We start from the raw sequence: 14,367 nt of genomic DNA on the forward strand, positions 1-14,367 counted from the left end.
CCTGCGCGTACGGGCCGCCAAGCGGCGCCCCGTGAGCACCGGCCCTGGCCGCGGCAAAAGGCAGGCCCCCTTCCCGCGGACGGGAAGGGGGCCGTGAGGCCGGGGCCTGGTGTCAGCCCGCGACGACCTCGACGTCGACGGACGCCGAGACCTCGGGGTGCAGCTTGACGGTGACCTTGTGGGCGCCGGTGCTCTTGATCGGGTTGACGATCTCGATGCGACGGCGGTCGAGGATCGGGCCGCCGGCGGCCTTCACGGCGTCGGCGATGTCGCCCGTGGTGACCGAGCCGAACAGCCGGCCGGACTCGCCGGCGCGGGTGGCCAGGCGCACGCGCAGGGCGCCGAGCTGGCCGGCGACCTCCTTGGCGGTGCCGAGGTCGCGGATCTCGCGGGCGTCGCGCGCCTTCCTGATGGACTCGATCTGGCGCTCGGCGCCACGGGTCCAGCGCATGGCGTAGCCGCGCGGGATGAGGTAGTTACGGCCGTAGCCGTCCTTGACCTCGACGATGTCACCGGGGGTGCCGAGGCCGGAGACCTCGTGGGTGAGGATGAGCTTCATGTCGACAGACCTCCTTAGCGCGCGGTGCTCGTGTAGGGCAGCAGAGCCACCTCACGGGCGTTCTTGATCGCGGTCGCCACGTCGCGCTGGTGCTGGGTGCAGTTGCCCGTCACCCGGCGCGCACGGATCTTGCCGCGGTCGGAGATGAACTTCCGCAGCAGCGCCGTGTCCTTGTAGTCGACGTAGGAGATCTTGTCGTGGCAGAACAGGCAAACCTTCTTCTTGGGCTTGCGCAGTGCCGGCTTGGCCATCGTGGTGCTCCTCTCAGAGCCCCGCTGTCAGAAGCGGGAATGGACTCGGACTGGATTTCTGGTGGGTTAGAAAGGCGGTTCGTCGCTGAAGTCGCCACCGCCGCCGAAGCCGCCGGAGGAGGACCCGCCGCCCTGCTGCTGGCCGCCGCCCTGGTAGCCGCCGCCACCGCCGAAGCCGCCGCCCTGGGGCGGGGCGGGCGTGGCGGACGCCCAGGGGTCGTCGGCCGGGCCGCCGCCGAAGCCGCCGCCGCCACCCTGCCGGGAGGTGCGGTTGACCTTGGCGGTGGCGTTGCGCAGGGACGGGCCGACCTCGTCGACCTCGACCTCGTAGACGGTGCGCTTCTCGCCTTCCTTGGTCTCGTAGGAGCGCTGCTTGAGCCGCCCCTGGACGATGACCCGCATCCCGCGCTGGAGGCTCTCGGCGGCGTTCTCCGCCGCCTGGCGCCACACGTTGCAGGTGAGGAAGAGGCTCTCGCCGTCCTTCCACTCGTTGGTCTGGCGGTCCATAAAGCGCGGAGTGGACGCGATGCGGAACCGGGCCACCGCTTGCCCCGTCGGGGTGAAGCGCAGCTCGGGGTCGTCGACGAGGTTGCCGACGAGGGTGATTACGGTGTCGCCTGCTGCCATGGCTTGCGCTCGCCTTCCTGCACGTCTTCGCTTGGGATTACGGCTCAGACTACGGTCGCGGCCCGACAAAAAGCCGGGCTACGAGCGGCTCCTTCAGTGGTTGTCCGGACGCAGGACCTTGGTGCGCAGAATGCCCTCGTTGAGGTTCATCTGCCGGTCGAGCTCCTTGACCGTGGCCGGCTCGGCGGACAGGTCGATGACGGCGTAGATGCCTTCGGACTTCTTGTCGATGTCGTAGGCGAGACGGCGACGGCCCCAGACGTCGACCTTCTCCACGGTGCCGCCGTCGTTGCGGACCACGGTGAGGAACTGGTCGAGGGACGGTGCCACGGTGCGCTCATCGAGCGAAGGGTCCAGAATGACCATTACTTCGTAACGACGCATGCGGGACTCCTACCTCCTCTGGACTGTTGCGGTCACGACGCTCTGCCGTGACAGGAGGACGCTGACGTCTGACCCGGACGCCCCCTTCGGCGCTCCGGGGTGACGGGTCTCCCATCACAACGCAGCCTGACCAGGTTACCAGCAGCCCGCTGATGGGAAAGCCTGTCAGAAAGCCAAGGAGGTGCTCCGCAGTGCCACACTTCCTCCAGCCCGCCCAGACCGAGCGGTTCCGGCTCACGCTCAACACCGACGGCCGCCGGCATCCGGTGGAGAACACCCTCGCCGTGGCCGCGGTGGTGTGCGGGCTCGTCGCCTTCGTATCCCTGTTCTTCCCTGGCGGGCACGTCGTCGCTTCCTGGGCGGGCACGCTCGGCCTCGGCATCGGCTTCTACTCGCAGTACGTCTCGGTGACCACGCCGCAGCGTTCGCTCAACATCGTCGGCATGGTGTCCGCGTTCGTCGGCGTCGCGCTCGGCATCGCGGGCGGCGGCTACCTTCCGTAAAGCGAACGGCCCGGGCCGGAGCCGGGGCCGTTCGGTGATATCGGTCATCCTCCGATGTGCAGGTCCACGCCGAGCAGGACCAGGAACCAGAGGAAGATGGCGAGCAGCGCCTCGGCGACGTCCCTCAGGACGGCCGGGGTGATGTAGTCGTACACCCACGCCACGTAGATGCCGATGATCACGTAGACGAGCAGGATCAACGACCGCCAGCGCCAGCGGGTCATATCGTCTCCTCGGGTAGGGGGTGCAAGCCGACTGCCCCGCCGCAGGTCAGTCAAACGGATAGGCTCCATGACATGGTGCGCATCGGAGCTCACGTCCACCAGGACGACATCACGGCCCACGCCGAGGCCGTCGGCGCCGAGGTCGTGCAGTTCTTCCTCGGCAACCCCCAGGGCTACAAGAAGCCCGTGCTGCCCGCCCAGCCGGTCGAGGGCGTCGACATCTACATCCACGCCCCCTATCTGGTCAACGTCGCCACGACCAACAACCGGATCAGGATCCCCAGCCGCAAGCTCCTCGCCCAGCACCTGGAGGCGGCGGCGAGCATCGGCGCCAAGGGCCTGATCGTGCACGGCGGCCACCTCGGCAAGGACGAGGACCCGCAGGTCGGCTTCGACAACTGGCGCAAGGTGTTCGAGCGCATGGAGTGCCCGATCCCGGTGCTGATCGAGAACACCGCGGGCGGCGACAACGCGATGGCCCGCAGGCTGGAGAGCATCGCCCGGCTGTGGGACGCGCTCGACGGCTTCGACGTCGGGTTCTGCCTCGACACGTGCCACGCGCACGCGGGCGGCGAGGAGCTGCTCGGGCTGGTCGACCGGGTCAAGGCGATCACCGGCCGGATCGACCTGGTCCACTGCAACGACTCGCGCGACGACTTCGGCTCGGGCGCCGACCGTCACGCCAACATCGGCAACGGGCGGATCGACCCGGAGCTGATCCTGGAGGTGTGCCGGATGGCCGGGGCCCCGGTCGTGGTGGAGACTCCGGCGGAGGGCCAGGCGGACGACATCGCGTTCCTGAGGAAGAATCTGTAGACGATGTACACAACCTGTGGATAACTTCCCTGGATTACCGATGCCGTCTAACGGGTATAGAGATCAGCCCGCCCAGGCGCCTTCCAGGAACCGGGCCGTGTTCAGCACCATCAGCGGCCCCGAGACCAGCGCGTACGCCACGATCACCCACCGTCTCCTGGTGGCGAGCAGGGCCAGCGCCACCCAGAGCGGAAACCACAGCAGCAGCGAGCGCGGCACCGACAGGTAGTACGCCGAGGTCATGAGCGCGGCCGCCTGCAGCCCCGTGTAGACGGCCTCGCTCCACCTGCGCAGCACCAGCAACCAGATCAGCCCGATCACCGCCACCACGGCGCCGGCGATCTCCATCCGGAAGGCCGGCGCCATGTCGCCGCCGCCCATCGCGTTGTTCCAGGTGACCGCCCAGGCGTCCCAGGGCCACACCATCTCGCGCCCCCAGCCGGCCTCCTGCGCGTGCTTCCACGCCAGCCAGTCGCCGGTACGGGTGTAGTGGTAGAAGGAGTAGCCGGCCAGCGGCAGGAACGGCACGGCCAGCCAGGGCGCGCGGCGCAGCGGGGCCCTGCTCAGGGCGAACTCCGCGATCAGCGCCGCGGCCAGGAACAGCCCGGTGATGCGTACGCACGAGGCGCCGGCGGCGAGGGCCGCGGCCGCCGGCCAGCGGCCCTGCCTGGCGGCCAGCCAGGCGGGGATCGCGAAGGCCAGGAACAACGACTCGCTGTAGCCGGCGCTCAGGAACACGGCGGCGGGGAAGAGCACCAGCCCCAGCACCGCCATCCAGCCCTGCGCGCCCTCGTGCTCGGCCAGCCTGGCCAGCGCCACCATGGCCACCGCCCCGGCGAAGAGCGAGACGATCAGCCCGGCCGCCGACCAGTCGGGCACCACCAGGTGCACCAGGCGCAGCGCCGCCGGCAGGCCGGGGAAGAAGGCGGGCAGCCCGCCGTCGGCCGGCCGGGCCGGGTCACCGTCGTAGCCGAAGCGCGCGATGGTGACGAACAGGTGCGCGTCCCACCGCTCCCACCGGCCGAGATACTCGTGCAGCGACACGCCCAGCAGCGTCGTCACGAGCAGGCCGATCCGCGAGCCGAACCAGATCAGCAGCGCGTCCCCGCCGGCCGAGCGGGTGATCATCGGAAGGCGAGGCTCCGCAGCGTGAACCGGTCAGGCGCCTCGTCGAACACCCCGCCGATCTGGTCGTCCACACCTCCCTGGCGCACCAGGTCCTTGTCCGGGCGCAGGATGTCGCGTACCACGAACGCCATCATGATCCCGATGGTGATGGCCCGTCCCCACACGGCGGTGAAGTACGTGTCGTCCCCGATGCCCAGGTCGGTCCGGGAGAGCGGCGCCTGGTTGAGCAGGTAGAGCCAGATCGCGAAGAAGTACCAGACCTCGGCCACCTGCCACAGCGCCAGCGGCTTCCAGTTCGGCCTGGCGAGCACCGCGAGCGGCACCAGCCACAGCACGAACTGCGGCGACCATACCTTGTTCGTCATCATGAACGCGGCCAGCGCCAGGAAGCAGATCTGCGCCAGCCGGGGCCGGCGCGGCGAGGTCAGCGTGAGCACCGCGATGCCCAGGCAGAGCAGCGCCAGCGACACCATGCCGAGCGTGCTGACGTCGGTCTCGCCAAGGATCGGCCAGCCCTTGTTGTGGAAGAACAGCCACGGCGATCCCCAGTCGACGCCACGCTCCTGGGAGAAGACGTAGAACCGGCGCCAGCCGTCCCAGGCGAAGACCATGAAGGGCAGGTTGACCGCGAGCCACACGCCGGCGGCGTAGCCCATGGTGACCAGGAACGGCCGCCATCGCCCCGTACGCCAGGTGAGCAGGAACAACGCCCCCACGAACATCAGCGGGTAGAACTTCGTGGCGATGGCCAGCCCCAGCAGCACGCCGGCCAGCACCTGCCGCTTGCGCGCCCAGGCCAGGAGCATGCCCATGGACAGCGCGCCGGCGACGAGGTCCCAGTTGATGTAGGCGGCCAGCACGACCGCGGGCGCGAGCGCGTACCAGACGGCGTCCCAGCGGCGGGTCGGCCCGGCGGCGGCGGCCATCAGCAGCACGCCGGCCACCAGGCAGAGGCCCATCAGCACGACCGTGATGTCGTAGAAGCGCACCGCCTGCGCCACGACGTCCTGCTCCAGCCACCGCACGATCCAGGCGATGACCTGCATCACCTCGCCGAGCACCACGGGGTACTCGACGTGCTTGTCGAACGGGACGTCGGCGAAGTAGGGGTTCTGGGTCGCGAGCTGCCGGTCGAAGTAGAGCGGGTAGATGTCGGTGTAGCAGAAGTTGGTGTACGTGGCGGTCTGGTCGTTCCAGCCGCCGTTGCGGCACGGCAGCCGCATCACGTACGCGAGCGTCGCCCCCAGGACCGCGAACAGCCCCAGGGGGAGATACGGCACGACCCGCGCCATGGACGGGCCGCGCCTCAGTATCGCCGTCACCGTTCTTCGCGCCTGCCCGGCGGGGAGTCCGGTGCGTTCCTGCTCCCGCCCATGAAGCCGTCGTCCACCGGGATCTCGTCGTCCTGGTTGGGGTCGACCGACACGTTGCCGTCGTCGTCGGAGCACGGCCCGATGACGCAGTCCTGCTCGGTGCCCTGCTGGTCGTTGTCGAACGGGTCGCCGGTGTCGAGCTCCAGCGAGTCCTCCGTGGGCGTCGGGGTCGGGGTCGGCTTGGGCACGAGGTCCTCGGTGACACCGGTGTCGGCCCGCTCGGGGAACGGCACGACCTTCTGGCCCTTGGTGGCCTCGGTCATGAACGTCTTCCAGATCGACGCGGGGTAGGTGGCGCCCTGGAACCCGGAGCCCAGCGGGATCTCGTACGGCCTGGAGTACGGGTTCTCCATGGTGTACTTCTTGCTCTTGCCGCGGGCCCAGGGGCAGTTGTCGTTCACCGGCTTGACGACCTTGCCGCTGTCGGTACGGCACTGCTGCCTGAACATGCCGACCGCGGTCGACACCTGCGGCGTGAACCCGACGAACCAGGCTTCCTTGTTCTCGTTGTTGGTGCCGGTCTTGCCGGCCACCGGGCGGTCGTAGAGCGCGGCGTTGCGGCCGGTGCCCTGCTTGACCACGGCCTCCAGCGCGATGACGGCGTCGGCGGCGGCCTCCGGCGAGATGACCTGGGCGTAGCTCTTCTTCTCGGTGAGCACGGTGTCGCCGTGCTTGTCCTTCACCTCGATGACGACGTGGTTGTCGTAGTGCCTGCCCTGGTTGGCGAAGATCGAGTAGCCGCCCGCCTGCTCCACCGCCGACACCGTGCCGCTGCCGATGGTGATCAGGTAGTGGTGCTGCTCCATGGCGGCCTCGAGCCGCTTCTTGCTGAGGCCCGACTTGCTCGCGATGTCGATGACCTTGTCAAGGCCGACCTTCTCCCCCATCTTGGCGTAGGCGGTGTTGACGGAGCTGGCCGTGGCGCTCACCACGTCGACGCCCGGGGCCTTGAACGCGTGGTCGTTGTCGATCGGGGTGGTGCCGGGCAGCTTGACCGGGCCCTTGGTGGGCACGTAGCTGCGCAGGCTGTAGCCGGCGTCCAGCCAGGCGGCCAGCACGTACGGCTTGAACGCCGACGCGGCCTGCTTCTGCGACTGGAAGGCGTCGATCCACTGGTCCTTGGCGTAGTCGGCGCCGCCGTAGAAGGCGAGGACCTGCCCGTTGCGCGGGTCGACGGCCGCCAGGGTGGTGTTGATCTCCGGGTCGAGGCTGCCGGTGTGCTTGTCCACCGCGGCCTTGGCGGCGCGCATGAGCTTGAGGTCGAGCGACGACTTGATCCTGTAGCCGCCCTTCTCGACGTCCTCCCTGGGGATGTCCAGCGACTCCAGCTCGTCCAGGACCACCTGGACCATGTAGCCCTTGATGCCGTTGAACGGGTTCTTCGGCTTGTACTTGGTCCGCTTGGGAGCCGTGGGCGACTTGGCCGGGAGTGCGCCGTACGCCTGCGGGTCGAGCTTGGCCATCTGCCCGAGCGCGTAGTCGTAGCGCTCCTCGGTCGGGGCGAGGTTGCCCGCCTTCTCCTCGCGGTCGAAGCGGTCCGGGTTCTGGATGCGGCCGGCGAGGTAGGCGCCCTGCTCGGGTGTGAGCTTCTCCACCTTCTTGCCGAAGAACGCCTCGGCTGCCGCGCCGATGCCGTGGGCGCCGCGGCCGAAGTAGATGGTGTTGAGGTACTGCTCCAGGATCTGCTCCTTGGAGATCTTGTCGCTCAGCTTGACCGCGACGAAGATCTCCTTGACCTTCCGCTGGATGGTGCGCTCCTGGGAGAGGCCGTCGTAGTAGGCGCGGGCCATCTGCTGGGTGATGGTGGACGCGCCCTGCACCTGCTGGCCGCTGACCGTGCTGTAAAGGGAGCGGACCATGCCGCTGAAGGAGATGCCGGAGTCATCCCGGAAGGTGTCGTTCTCGGCGGCGATGACCGCGTCCTGCACCGCGCGCGGCACCTGGTCGTAGGTGACCGGGATGCGCTTGGTGCCGAGCCTGGCCAGCTCCGTGCCGTGCCGGTCGACGATGATGCTCTCCTGGTCCTCCACACCGTCCTGGACCTGGTCCTGGGTGGGGACGGGAGTGTTGGCGTACGCGACCGCGATCATGCCGAAGACGCCCGCGGACAGCACCACGAAGCTGGCCACGACGAGCTTCCAGCTCGGCAGGAACTTGCGCCACTTGGGGCGGTCGCCGCCGCCCTTCGGCGGGCCGTCCGGCGGCTCCGACGGGCCGCCGGGCCCGCCGCCGCTCCTGCGCGCGCGCCTGGGCGCGTCGCTGACCATCGTCTCCTGGTTGCTGCGGGCCCGGGTCTCCTGCTCGGGAGCCCGGCGGCGGGAACCGGCCGCGCGCCTGCGACCGGGCTGGCCGGGAGCCCCCGGCTGCTGACCGGGCTGACCCGGCTGAGGGCCGGGCTGAGGGCTCGGCTGGCGGCTGGGCTGCTGACCGGGGACGCCGGGCACGCCCGGCTGGGCGGGCGGCGCCGAGCGCGGGTTGGCGCGGGTGGGCGGGTCGTTGTACGGCTGCGCGGCCATCGCGCCGGTCTGCTCGTACGCGGCCTCGGGACGACGGGCGGGCGGCCCGCCCCAGCTGGACTCGCCGGTTTGCGGCGGCGGCTCCTGGGGCACGGAACGAGTTGAGCCGGAGCGGCGGCGCCTCCCCGGGCGGGCCGTCCCTTCGTTGCTGCTGTAACTCACGCGTCCTCGCATCGTCGTCGGATAGCACGGCGGATTGGGGCGTGACTCCTCGCCGTCCTCGGTTCTGTCGTGCGGCCGTTTGCCCTAGCTCCGGCCGACGAGGCCCGGCGGCCCGTTCCCGAGGACGAACGAGACCGTCAGGTGATTCCAGGAACAACCTTGGCAGACCTCGACCACGTACACCCGGAACTCGTCGTAATCATGAGCCATCTCGGTCAGGTCTGAGGTCACCTTTGCCTGACCGGCATGGCGTCCGAGCGAGTCCCCGTACACATAGGTCACGTTGGTGACGTTCTCCCGCTCGCACATCGGGCAGAGGCGATCGGTCGGCTCGCCGAAGTGGCGGGCCGCCCGGAGGAGGTACGGCTGTGCGTCGCAGACGTCGCCGGGCGAAGTCCGCCCCGCGCGCACGGCGTGGACGACCGCCCGCTTGGCGAGCCCGTAGTCCACCACCCTTCGCTGTGACCACATGGGCGCCAGACTACGGCTTTTTTCCGATTGATCCCAACGACTTGGGGAAGTCGTCAATTGCTCGATATAGCGGCGCGACGTATCCTCTGGATGTATCGGCTCGATACATCGACGCGAGAGGAGGGCGGTTCCCATGGCCGGCGGGCAACGCAGGGTGCTGGAACTGGCCGTGCTCGGGTCGCTGCACGAGACGCCGCTTCACGGCTACGAGCTGCGCAAACGGCTCAACACGCTACTCGGCATGTTCCGCGCGTTCTCCTACGGGTCGCTGTATCCCTGCCTGCGCTCTCTGCTGGAGCAGGGGCTCATCGCGGAGGAGCAACCGGCCCAGGCCACGATCGTGGGCGGCCGATCGAAGATCGTCTACAAGCTCACGGCGGAGGGCAAGGAGCGACTGCAGGAGCTGCTCACCCAGGCCGGCCCGTCGGCCTGGGAGGACGAGAGCTTCGGCGTCCACTTCGCGTTCTTCCGCCACACCGAGGCCGAAGTCCGCCTGCGCATCCTCGAAGGCCGGCGCAGCCGGCTGGAGGAGCGCCTCGACAGCGTGCGCACCGCCCTGGCCCGCACCAGGGAGCGGCTCGACAGCTACACCCTCGAACTCCAGCGTCACGGGCTCGAGTCCGTCGAGCGCGAGGTGCGCTGGCTCAACGAGCTGATCGCCACGGAAAGACGGGCCTCAGAGCGGGGCCCGGCAACAGACACCACATCAAGTGATGAGTAAGGGAGCGAGTGCGATGGGTTCGGTTCGCGTGGCCATTGTCGGTGTCGGCAACTGCGCGGCGTCACTGGTCCAGGGCGTTCACTACTACAGGGACGCCGACCCGGCCGCGCGCGTGCCGGGCTTGATGCACGTGAAGTTCGGCGACTACCACGTGGGCGACGTCGAGTTCGTCGCGGCCTTCGACGTGGACGCCAAGAAGGTCGGTCGCGACCTGTCGGAGGCGATCGTCGCCAGCGAGAACAACACGATCAAGATCACTGATGTGCCTCCGACGGGGGTGATCGTCCAGCGCGGCCACACCTACGACGGCCTGGGCGAGTTCTACAGCGAGATCATCGAGGAGTCCGACGAGACTCCCGCCGACGTGGTCCAGGTGCTCCGCGACAACCGGGTCGACGTGCTCGTCTCCTATCTGCCCGTGGGCTCCGAGGACGCCGCCCGGTTCTACGCGCAGTGCGCCATCGAGGCGGGGGTGGGCTTCGTCAACGCGCTGCCCGTCTTCATCGCCTCCGACCCCGAGTGGGCGGAGAAGTTCACCGAGGCGGGCGTGCCGATCGTCGGCGACGACATCAAGTCGCAGGTCGGCGCCACCATCACGCACCGCGTCATGGCCAAGCTGTTCGAGGACCGCGGGGTCGAGCTGCTGCGCACCTACCAGCTCAACTTCGGCGGCAACATGGACTTCATGAACATGCTGGAGCGCAAGCGCCTCCAGTCGAAGAAGATCTCCAAGACGCAGTCGGTGACCTCGCAGATCCCGCACGAGATGGCCAAGGCCGACGTGCACATCGGGCCGTCCGACCACGTGCCGTGGCTCGACGACCGCAAGTGGGCCTACGTGCGACTCGAAGGCCGCTCGTTCGGCGACACGCCGCTCAACCTGGAGTACAAGCTCGAGGTCTGGGACTCTCCCAACTCGGCCGGCATCATCATCGACGCCGTGCGCGCGGCCAAGATCGCCCTCGACCGCGGCATCGGGGGCCCGATCCTGAGCGCTTCTTCGTACTTCATGAAGTCGCCGCCCGTGCAGTACTCCGACGACGAGGCCCGCGAGCAGGTGGAGAAGTTCATCCGCGGCGAGGTCGAGCGCTGACCCCGGTCTTCGCGGCGCCGCACGGCACGTGCGGCGCCGCGGCGCGTTTCTAGGGGGCGTACGGCTGGCGCGCGGCGGGCGGCAGCTCGTCCTCCGAGGCCGTCGGCCACTGGAGCGGGTCGGGGCCGAGCGCCGACAGCAGCGGCATCTGCTCGCGGCACCACGGCGAGATGGAGATCAGCTCGCTGAGCACGCCCTCGGCGAACTCGGGCCACGGCATCCACCTCGTCTCCCCCACCTCGTCGGGGTTGGGGCTGGCGGAGCCGTCGACCAGCACGCGGTAGACGGGGCACAGCTCGTGCTCGACGATGCCGTTGCCCATGACCGCGCGGTAGGAGAAGCCGGGCAGCACCAGGTCGGCCCGCTCGACGGACAGGCCCAGCTCGAAGGAGAGCCGGCGCAGGACCGCCTGGTCGAGCCGCTCGCCCGGCAGCGGGTGGCCGCAGCAGCTGTTGGTCCACACCCCCGGCCAGGTGAGCTTGTGGCCGGCGCGCCTGGTCAGCAGCACGCGGCCGTCGCGGTCGAAGGCGTAGCTGGAGAAGGCCAGGTGCAGCGGAGTCTCCCGGCCGTGCACGGACAGCTTGGGCGCGGTGCCGAGCGCGTGGCCGGAGCCGTCAACGAGTACCACGTGTTCCACAGTCGTCACGCTATGAAGCGTATGTGATCACGTGCTTCCCCTGAACCCGTTCGCCCACCTGATGCGCCAACCTCTTGTGTCCCCGCGCATCACAGGCTCAGGGCTAGGCTGACGGGGTGTCATTCGTCGCCGATCTGCGCGTGGTCCTCCGAGGCCGGGATTTCCGGCGGCTTTTCGGCACGAGACTGGTCTCCCAGTTCTCCGACGGGATCTTCCAGTTCGGCGTACTCGGGTTCGCCTTCTTCAACCCGGAGAGCCAGACCACCGCCCTGGGCGTCGCGGCCGGTCTGGCGGTGCTGCTGTTGCCTTACAGCGTGCTCGGGCCGTTCGTCGGGGTGTTCATCGACCGCTGGTCGCGGCGGCAGATCCTGATGATCGCGCCGATCGTGCGCGGCGCGCTGCTGCTCGGGGCGGCCGCCCTGGTGGCGGCCGACGTGCCCGACCCGGTCTTCTACATGGCGGCGCTCGCCGTGCTGGGCGTCAACCGGTTCTTCCTGGCGGCGCTGGGGGCCTCGCTGCCGCACGTGGTGCCGAGAGACCAGCTGATGGCCGCCAACGCGGTCACCCCGACCTCCGGGACCGTCGTCACCTTCGTCGGCGTGGGTGCCGGGTTCCTGCTGCGCGAGCTGTTCGGCATGGGCGACACGGGGGTGGCGTGGCTGCTGGCGACCTCCGGCGTGGTGTTCGGGCTCAGCGCGCTGATCGCGCGCACGATGGAGCGCTCGCTGCTCGGCCCCTCCCACGACCCGGACCGGCCGCAGACGCGCGAGGCGCTGCGCAACGTGGTGGCCGGGCTCGCCGACGGCGCCCGCCACCTGGTCGGACACCGGGTCGCCGCCGCCACGATGGGCGCGATGGCCGCGCACCGGTTCTTCTACGGCATGGCGACCGCGCTGGGGATCATCCTCTACCGCTACTACTTCACCGACGGCGATCCGGAGGCGGCGCTGAACGGGGTCAGCCTCGTGGTGGCCACCTCCGGCGTCGGCTACTTCCTCGCCGTGATCATCACCCCGTACGCGACCGAGTGGTTCACCATCACCCGGTGGGTGCCGATCGCGCTGACGTCCGCGGGGGTGCTCGCTGGCGTGCTCGTGGTGCCTTTCCAGGAGTGGGGGCTCCCGGTGGCCGGGTTCGTGCTCGGCCTGGCCGGGCAGAGCGTCAAGATCTGCGCCGACACGACCGTGCAGCGCGACCTCGACGACGTCTATCTCGGTCGCGCGTTCTCCGTCTACGACATGCTCTTCAACGGCATGTACGTGCTCGCGGCGGCCCTGTCGGCGGCCATCCTGCCGCCCGACGGCAAGTCGTACGCCGCCGTGGTGATCATCACGGCCGGCTACCTGGCGAGCGCGCTGGCCTACCGGATGATCACCCGGACGCGCGAGACGGTCAGCCCGTGACGACGTCGTTGGCCTCGGCCCAGTCGCGCAGCGCGGCCGTGGCCTCCTCCTTGCCCAGCACGCCTTTGTCGAGCCGCAGGTCGAGCAGGAACTTGTAGGCCTTGCCCACCACCGGCCCCGGGCCGACGCCGAGCACCCGCTGGATCTCGTTGCCGTCGAGCTCGGGGCGGATCTTGGCCAGCTCCTCCTCCTCGGCCAGCCGGGAGATGCGCTCCTCCAGCTGGTCGTAGGTGCGCGACAGGGCGGCCGCCTTGCGCTTGTTGCGCGTGGTGCAGTCGGCCCTGGTCAGCTTGTGGAGGCGGGTCAGCAGGTGGCCGGCGTCGCGCACGTAGCGGCGCACCGCGCTGTCGGTCCACTCGCCGGTGCCGTAGCCGTGGAAGCGCAGGTGGAGCTCCACCAGCCGCGACACGTCGGCGACGACGTCCTTGGGGAAGCGCAGCTCGGTCATCCGCTTCTTCGTCATCTGCGCGCCCACGACCTCGTGGTGGTGGAACGACACCCGGCCGCCGGGCTCGTGACGCCTGGTCTTGGGCTTGCCGATGTCGTGCAGGAGCGCGGCCCAGCGCAGGATGCGGTCGGGCTGGCCGTCGTCCTCCTGGGCGATCGCCTGGTCGAGCACGGTCAGGCTGTGCTCGTAGACGTCCTTGTGGCGGTGGTGCTCGTCGATCTCCAGGCGCAGCTTGGGCAGCTCGGGCAGCACGTGGGCGGCCAGGCCGGTGTCGACGAGCAGGCGCAGGCCGTCGCGCGGGTGGACGCCGCAGACCAGCTTGTCGAGCTCGTCGCGGATCCGCTCGGCCGAGACGATCTCGATGCGCCCGGCCATCTCCGTCATCGCGGTCACCGCCGCCTGGTCGACGGTGAAGCCGAGCTGCGAGGCGAACCTGGCGGCGCGGAGCATGCGCAGCGGGTCGTCGCCGAAGGAGCGCTCCGGCGGGCCGGGGGTGCGCAGCCGTTTGGCGGCCAGGTCGGGCAGGCCGCCGTAGGGGTCGACGAACTCGTTGGAGGGCAGCCGTATCGCCATCGCGTTGACGGCGAAGTCGCGGCGCTCCAGGTCGGCGTCCAGGGTGTCGCCGTACATGACCTCGGGTTTGCGCGACTTGGGGTCGTAGCTCTCGCTGCGGTAGGTCGTGATCTCGATCAGCCAGCCGCCTTTGCGCAACCCGACCGTGCCGAAGTCGATGCCGATCGTCCAGACGGAGTCGGCCCAGTCGCGCACGATGTCGAGCACCCGTTCGGGCCGCGCGTCGGTGGTCAGGTCGAGGTCCTTGCCGACACGGCCGAGCAAGAGGTCGCGCACGGGGCCGCCGACCAGGGCCAGCTCGTGGCCGTGCTCGGCGAACACGCGGCCGAGCTCGTCGGCCACGGGGGCGATCTTGCGGAACAGGTCACGCATGGCCCGCTGCTGCGTTTCGGTCAGATTTGAGTCGGACAAGCTGGGTAGGTCCTTCGATTCCGGAACATATCCCCCGAGCCACACCGGGTCCGGGTTACCTTCGGTC

At 69.5% G+C, this 14,367-nt stretch carries 16 protein-coding genes; 5 read left to right on the top strand and 11 right to left on the bottom strand.

Annotation, left to right across the window (positions count from 1 at the left end):
• Positions 1–112: 112 nt before the first annotated feature.
• The 4 genes from rplI to rpsF form a co-directional block, all read right to left on the bottom strand.
• The gene (gene rplI / locus ACZ6YG_RS35510) at positions 113–559 is read right to left on the bottom strand and encodes a 50S ribosomal protein L9 (RefSeq protein ID WP_148035962.1); all 447 of its coding nucleotides are present in this window, start codon (positions 557–559) and stop codon (positions 113–115) included.
• 14 nt (positions 560–573) lie between these two features.
• Positions 574–810 carry a 30S ribosomal protein S18 gene (gene rpsR, locus ACZ6YG_RS35515; RefSeq protein ID WP_020543048.1) on the bottom strand — a complete coding sequence of 79 codons (237 nt, stop codon included), beginning with the start codon at positions 808–810 and terminating at the stop codon, positions 574–576.
• A gap of 66 nt (positions 811–876) precedes the next feature.
• Positions 877–1,437: a single-stranded DNA-binding protein gene (locus ACZ6YG_RS35520; RefSeq protein ID WP_148035961.1), complete on the bottom strand. Its 561-nt coding sequence runs from the start codon at positions 1,435–1,437 to the stop codon at positions 877–879.
• Positions 1,438–1,530: 93 nt separating this feature from the next.
• Positions 1,531–1,821 carry a 30S ribosomal protein S6 gene (rpsF, locus tag ACZ6YG_RS35525; RefSeq protein ID WP_148035960.1) on the bottom strand — a complete coding sequence of 97 codons (291 nt, stop codon included), beginning with the start codon at positions 1,819–1,821 and terminating at the stop codon, positions 1,531–1,533.
• A 191-nt stretch (positions 1,822–2,012) separates the two neighbouring features.
• On the opposite strand from rpsF, the gene ACZ6YG_RS35530 reads away from it, so the two are divergent.
• A complete protein-coding gene (locus ACZ6YG_RS35530) occupies positions 2,013–2,324 on the top strand; it encodes a hypothetical protein (RefSeq protein ID WP_271279306.1) in 312 nt (103 codons plus the stop codon).
• A 44-nt stretch (positions 2,325–2,368) separates the two neighbouring features.
• Here the strand turns inward: ACZ6YG_RS35530 and ACZ6YG_RS35535 are convergent, their stop codons facing one another.
• The gene (locus tag ACZ6YG_RS35535; protein ID WP_148035958.1) at positions 2,369–2,548 is read right to left on the bottom strand and encodes a hypothetical protein; all 180 of its coding nucleotides are present in this window, start codon (positions 2,546–2,548) and stop codon (positions 2,369–2,371) included.
• A gap of 72 nt (positions 2,549–2,620) precedes the next feature.
• Here ACZ6YG_RS35535 and ACZ6YG_RS35540 point away from each other — a divergent pair, with 72 nt between their 5' ends.
• A complete protein-coding gene (locus ACZ6YG_RS35540; RefSeq protein WP_219549791.1) occupies positions 2,621–3,364 on the top strand; it encodes a deoxyribonuclease IV in 744 nt (247 codons plus the stop codon).
• Positions 3,365–3,427: 63 nt separating this feature from the next.
• Here the strand turns inward: ACZ6YG_RS35540 and ACZ6YG_RS35545 are convergent, their stop codons facing one another.
• The 4 genes from ACZ6YG_RS35545 to ACZ6YG_RS35560 all read right to left on the bottom strand — a co-directional run bounded on the left by ACZ6YG_RS35545 (position 3,428) and on the right by ACZ6YG_RS35560 (position 9,014).
• Positions 3,428–4,492, bottom strand: a complete 1,065-nt coding sequence (locus tag ACZ6YG_RS35545) for a mannosyltransferase family protein (protein ID WP_466020401.1) — start codon at positions 4,490–4,492, stop codon at positions 3,428–3,430.
• Positions 4,489–5,814, bottom strand: coding sequence for a glycosyltransferase family 87 protein (locus ACZ6YG_RS35550; protein ID WP_466020402.1), 1,326 nt, complete (start codon positions 5,812–5,814; stop codon positions 4,489–4,491). The genes ACZ6YG_RS35545 and ACZ6YG_RS35550 overlap by 4 nt, the downstream gene beginning before the upstream one ends.
• Positions 5,811–8,474, bottom strand: a complete 2,664-nt coding sequence (locus ACZ6YG_RS35555) for a transglycosylase domain-containing protein (RefSeq protein WP_466020403.1) — start codon at positions 8,472–8,474, stop codon at positions 5,811–5,813. The genes ACZ6YG_RS35550 and ACZ6YG_RS35555 overlap by 4 nt, the downstream gene beginning before the upstream one ends.
• Positions 8,475–8,627: 153 nt before the next feature.
• Positions 8,628–9,014, bottom strand: coding sequence for a DUF5318 family protein (locus ACZ6YG_RS35560; RefSeq protein ID WP_466020404.1), 387 nt, complete (start codon positions 9,012–9,014; stop codon positions 8,628–8,630).
• Positions 9,015–9,147: 133 nt separating this feature from the next.
• Between ACZ6YG_RS35560 and ACZ6YG_RS35565 the strand changes: the two genes are divergently transcribed.
• Together ACZ6YG_RS35565 and ACZ6YG_RS35570 are read left to right on the top strand one after the other, a co-directional pair.
• A complete protein-coding gene (locus tag ACZ6YG_RS35565; RefSeq protein ID WP_148035953.1) occupies positions 9,148–9,735 on the top strand; it encodes a PadR family transcriptional regulator in 588 nt (195 codons plus the stop codon).
• 13 nt (positions 9,736–9,748) lie between these two features.
• The gene (locus ACZ6YG_RS35570; protein WP_148035952.1) at positions 9,749–10,828 is read left to right on the top strand and encodes an inositol-3-phosphate synthase; all 1,080 of its coding nucleotides are present in this window, start codon (positions 9,749–9,751) and stop codon (positions 10,826–10,828) included.
• Positions 10,829–10,877: 49 nt separating this feature from the next.
• Here the strand turns inward: ACZ6YG_RS35570 and idi are convergent, their stop codons facing one another.
• Entirely contained in the window at positions 10,878–11,474 is a 597-nt protein-coding gene (gene idi, locus ACZ6YG_RS35575) for an isopentenyl-diphosphate Delta-isomerase (RefSeq protein WP_148035951.1), read from the bottom strand.
• 107 nt (positions 11,475–11,581) lie between these two features.
• On the opposite strand from idi, the gene ACZ6YG_RS35580 reads away from it, so the two are divergent.
• On the top strand, positions 11,582–12,868 hold the full coding sequence (locus ACZ6YG_RS35580) for an MFS transporter (RefSeq protein WP_466020405.1): 1,287 nt from the start codon (positions 11,582–11,584) through the stop codon (positions 12,866–12,868).
• Here the strand turns inward: ACZ6YG_RS35580 and ACZ6YG_RS35585 are convergent.
• Entirely contained in the window at positions 12,858–14,261 is a 1,404-nt protein-coding gene (locus tag ACZ6YG_RS35585) for a CCA tRNA nucleotidyltransferase (RefSeq protein WP_466020406.1), read from the bottom strand. The genes ACZ6YG_RS35580 and ACZ6YG_RS35585 overlap by 11 nt on opposite strands.
• Positions 14,262–14,367: the final 106 nt, after the last annotated feature.

This window comes from Nonomuraea sp. NPDC054003 (assembly GCF_055585125.1).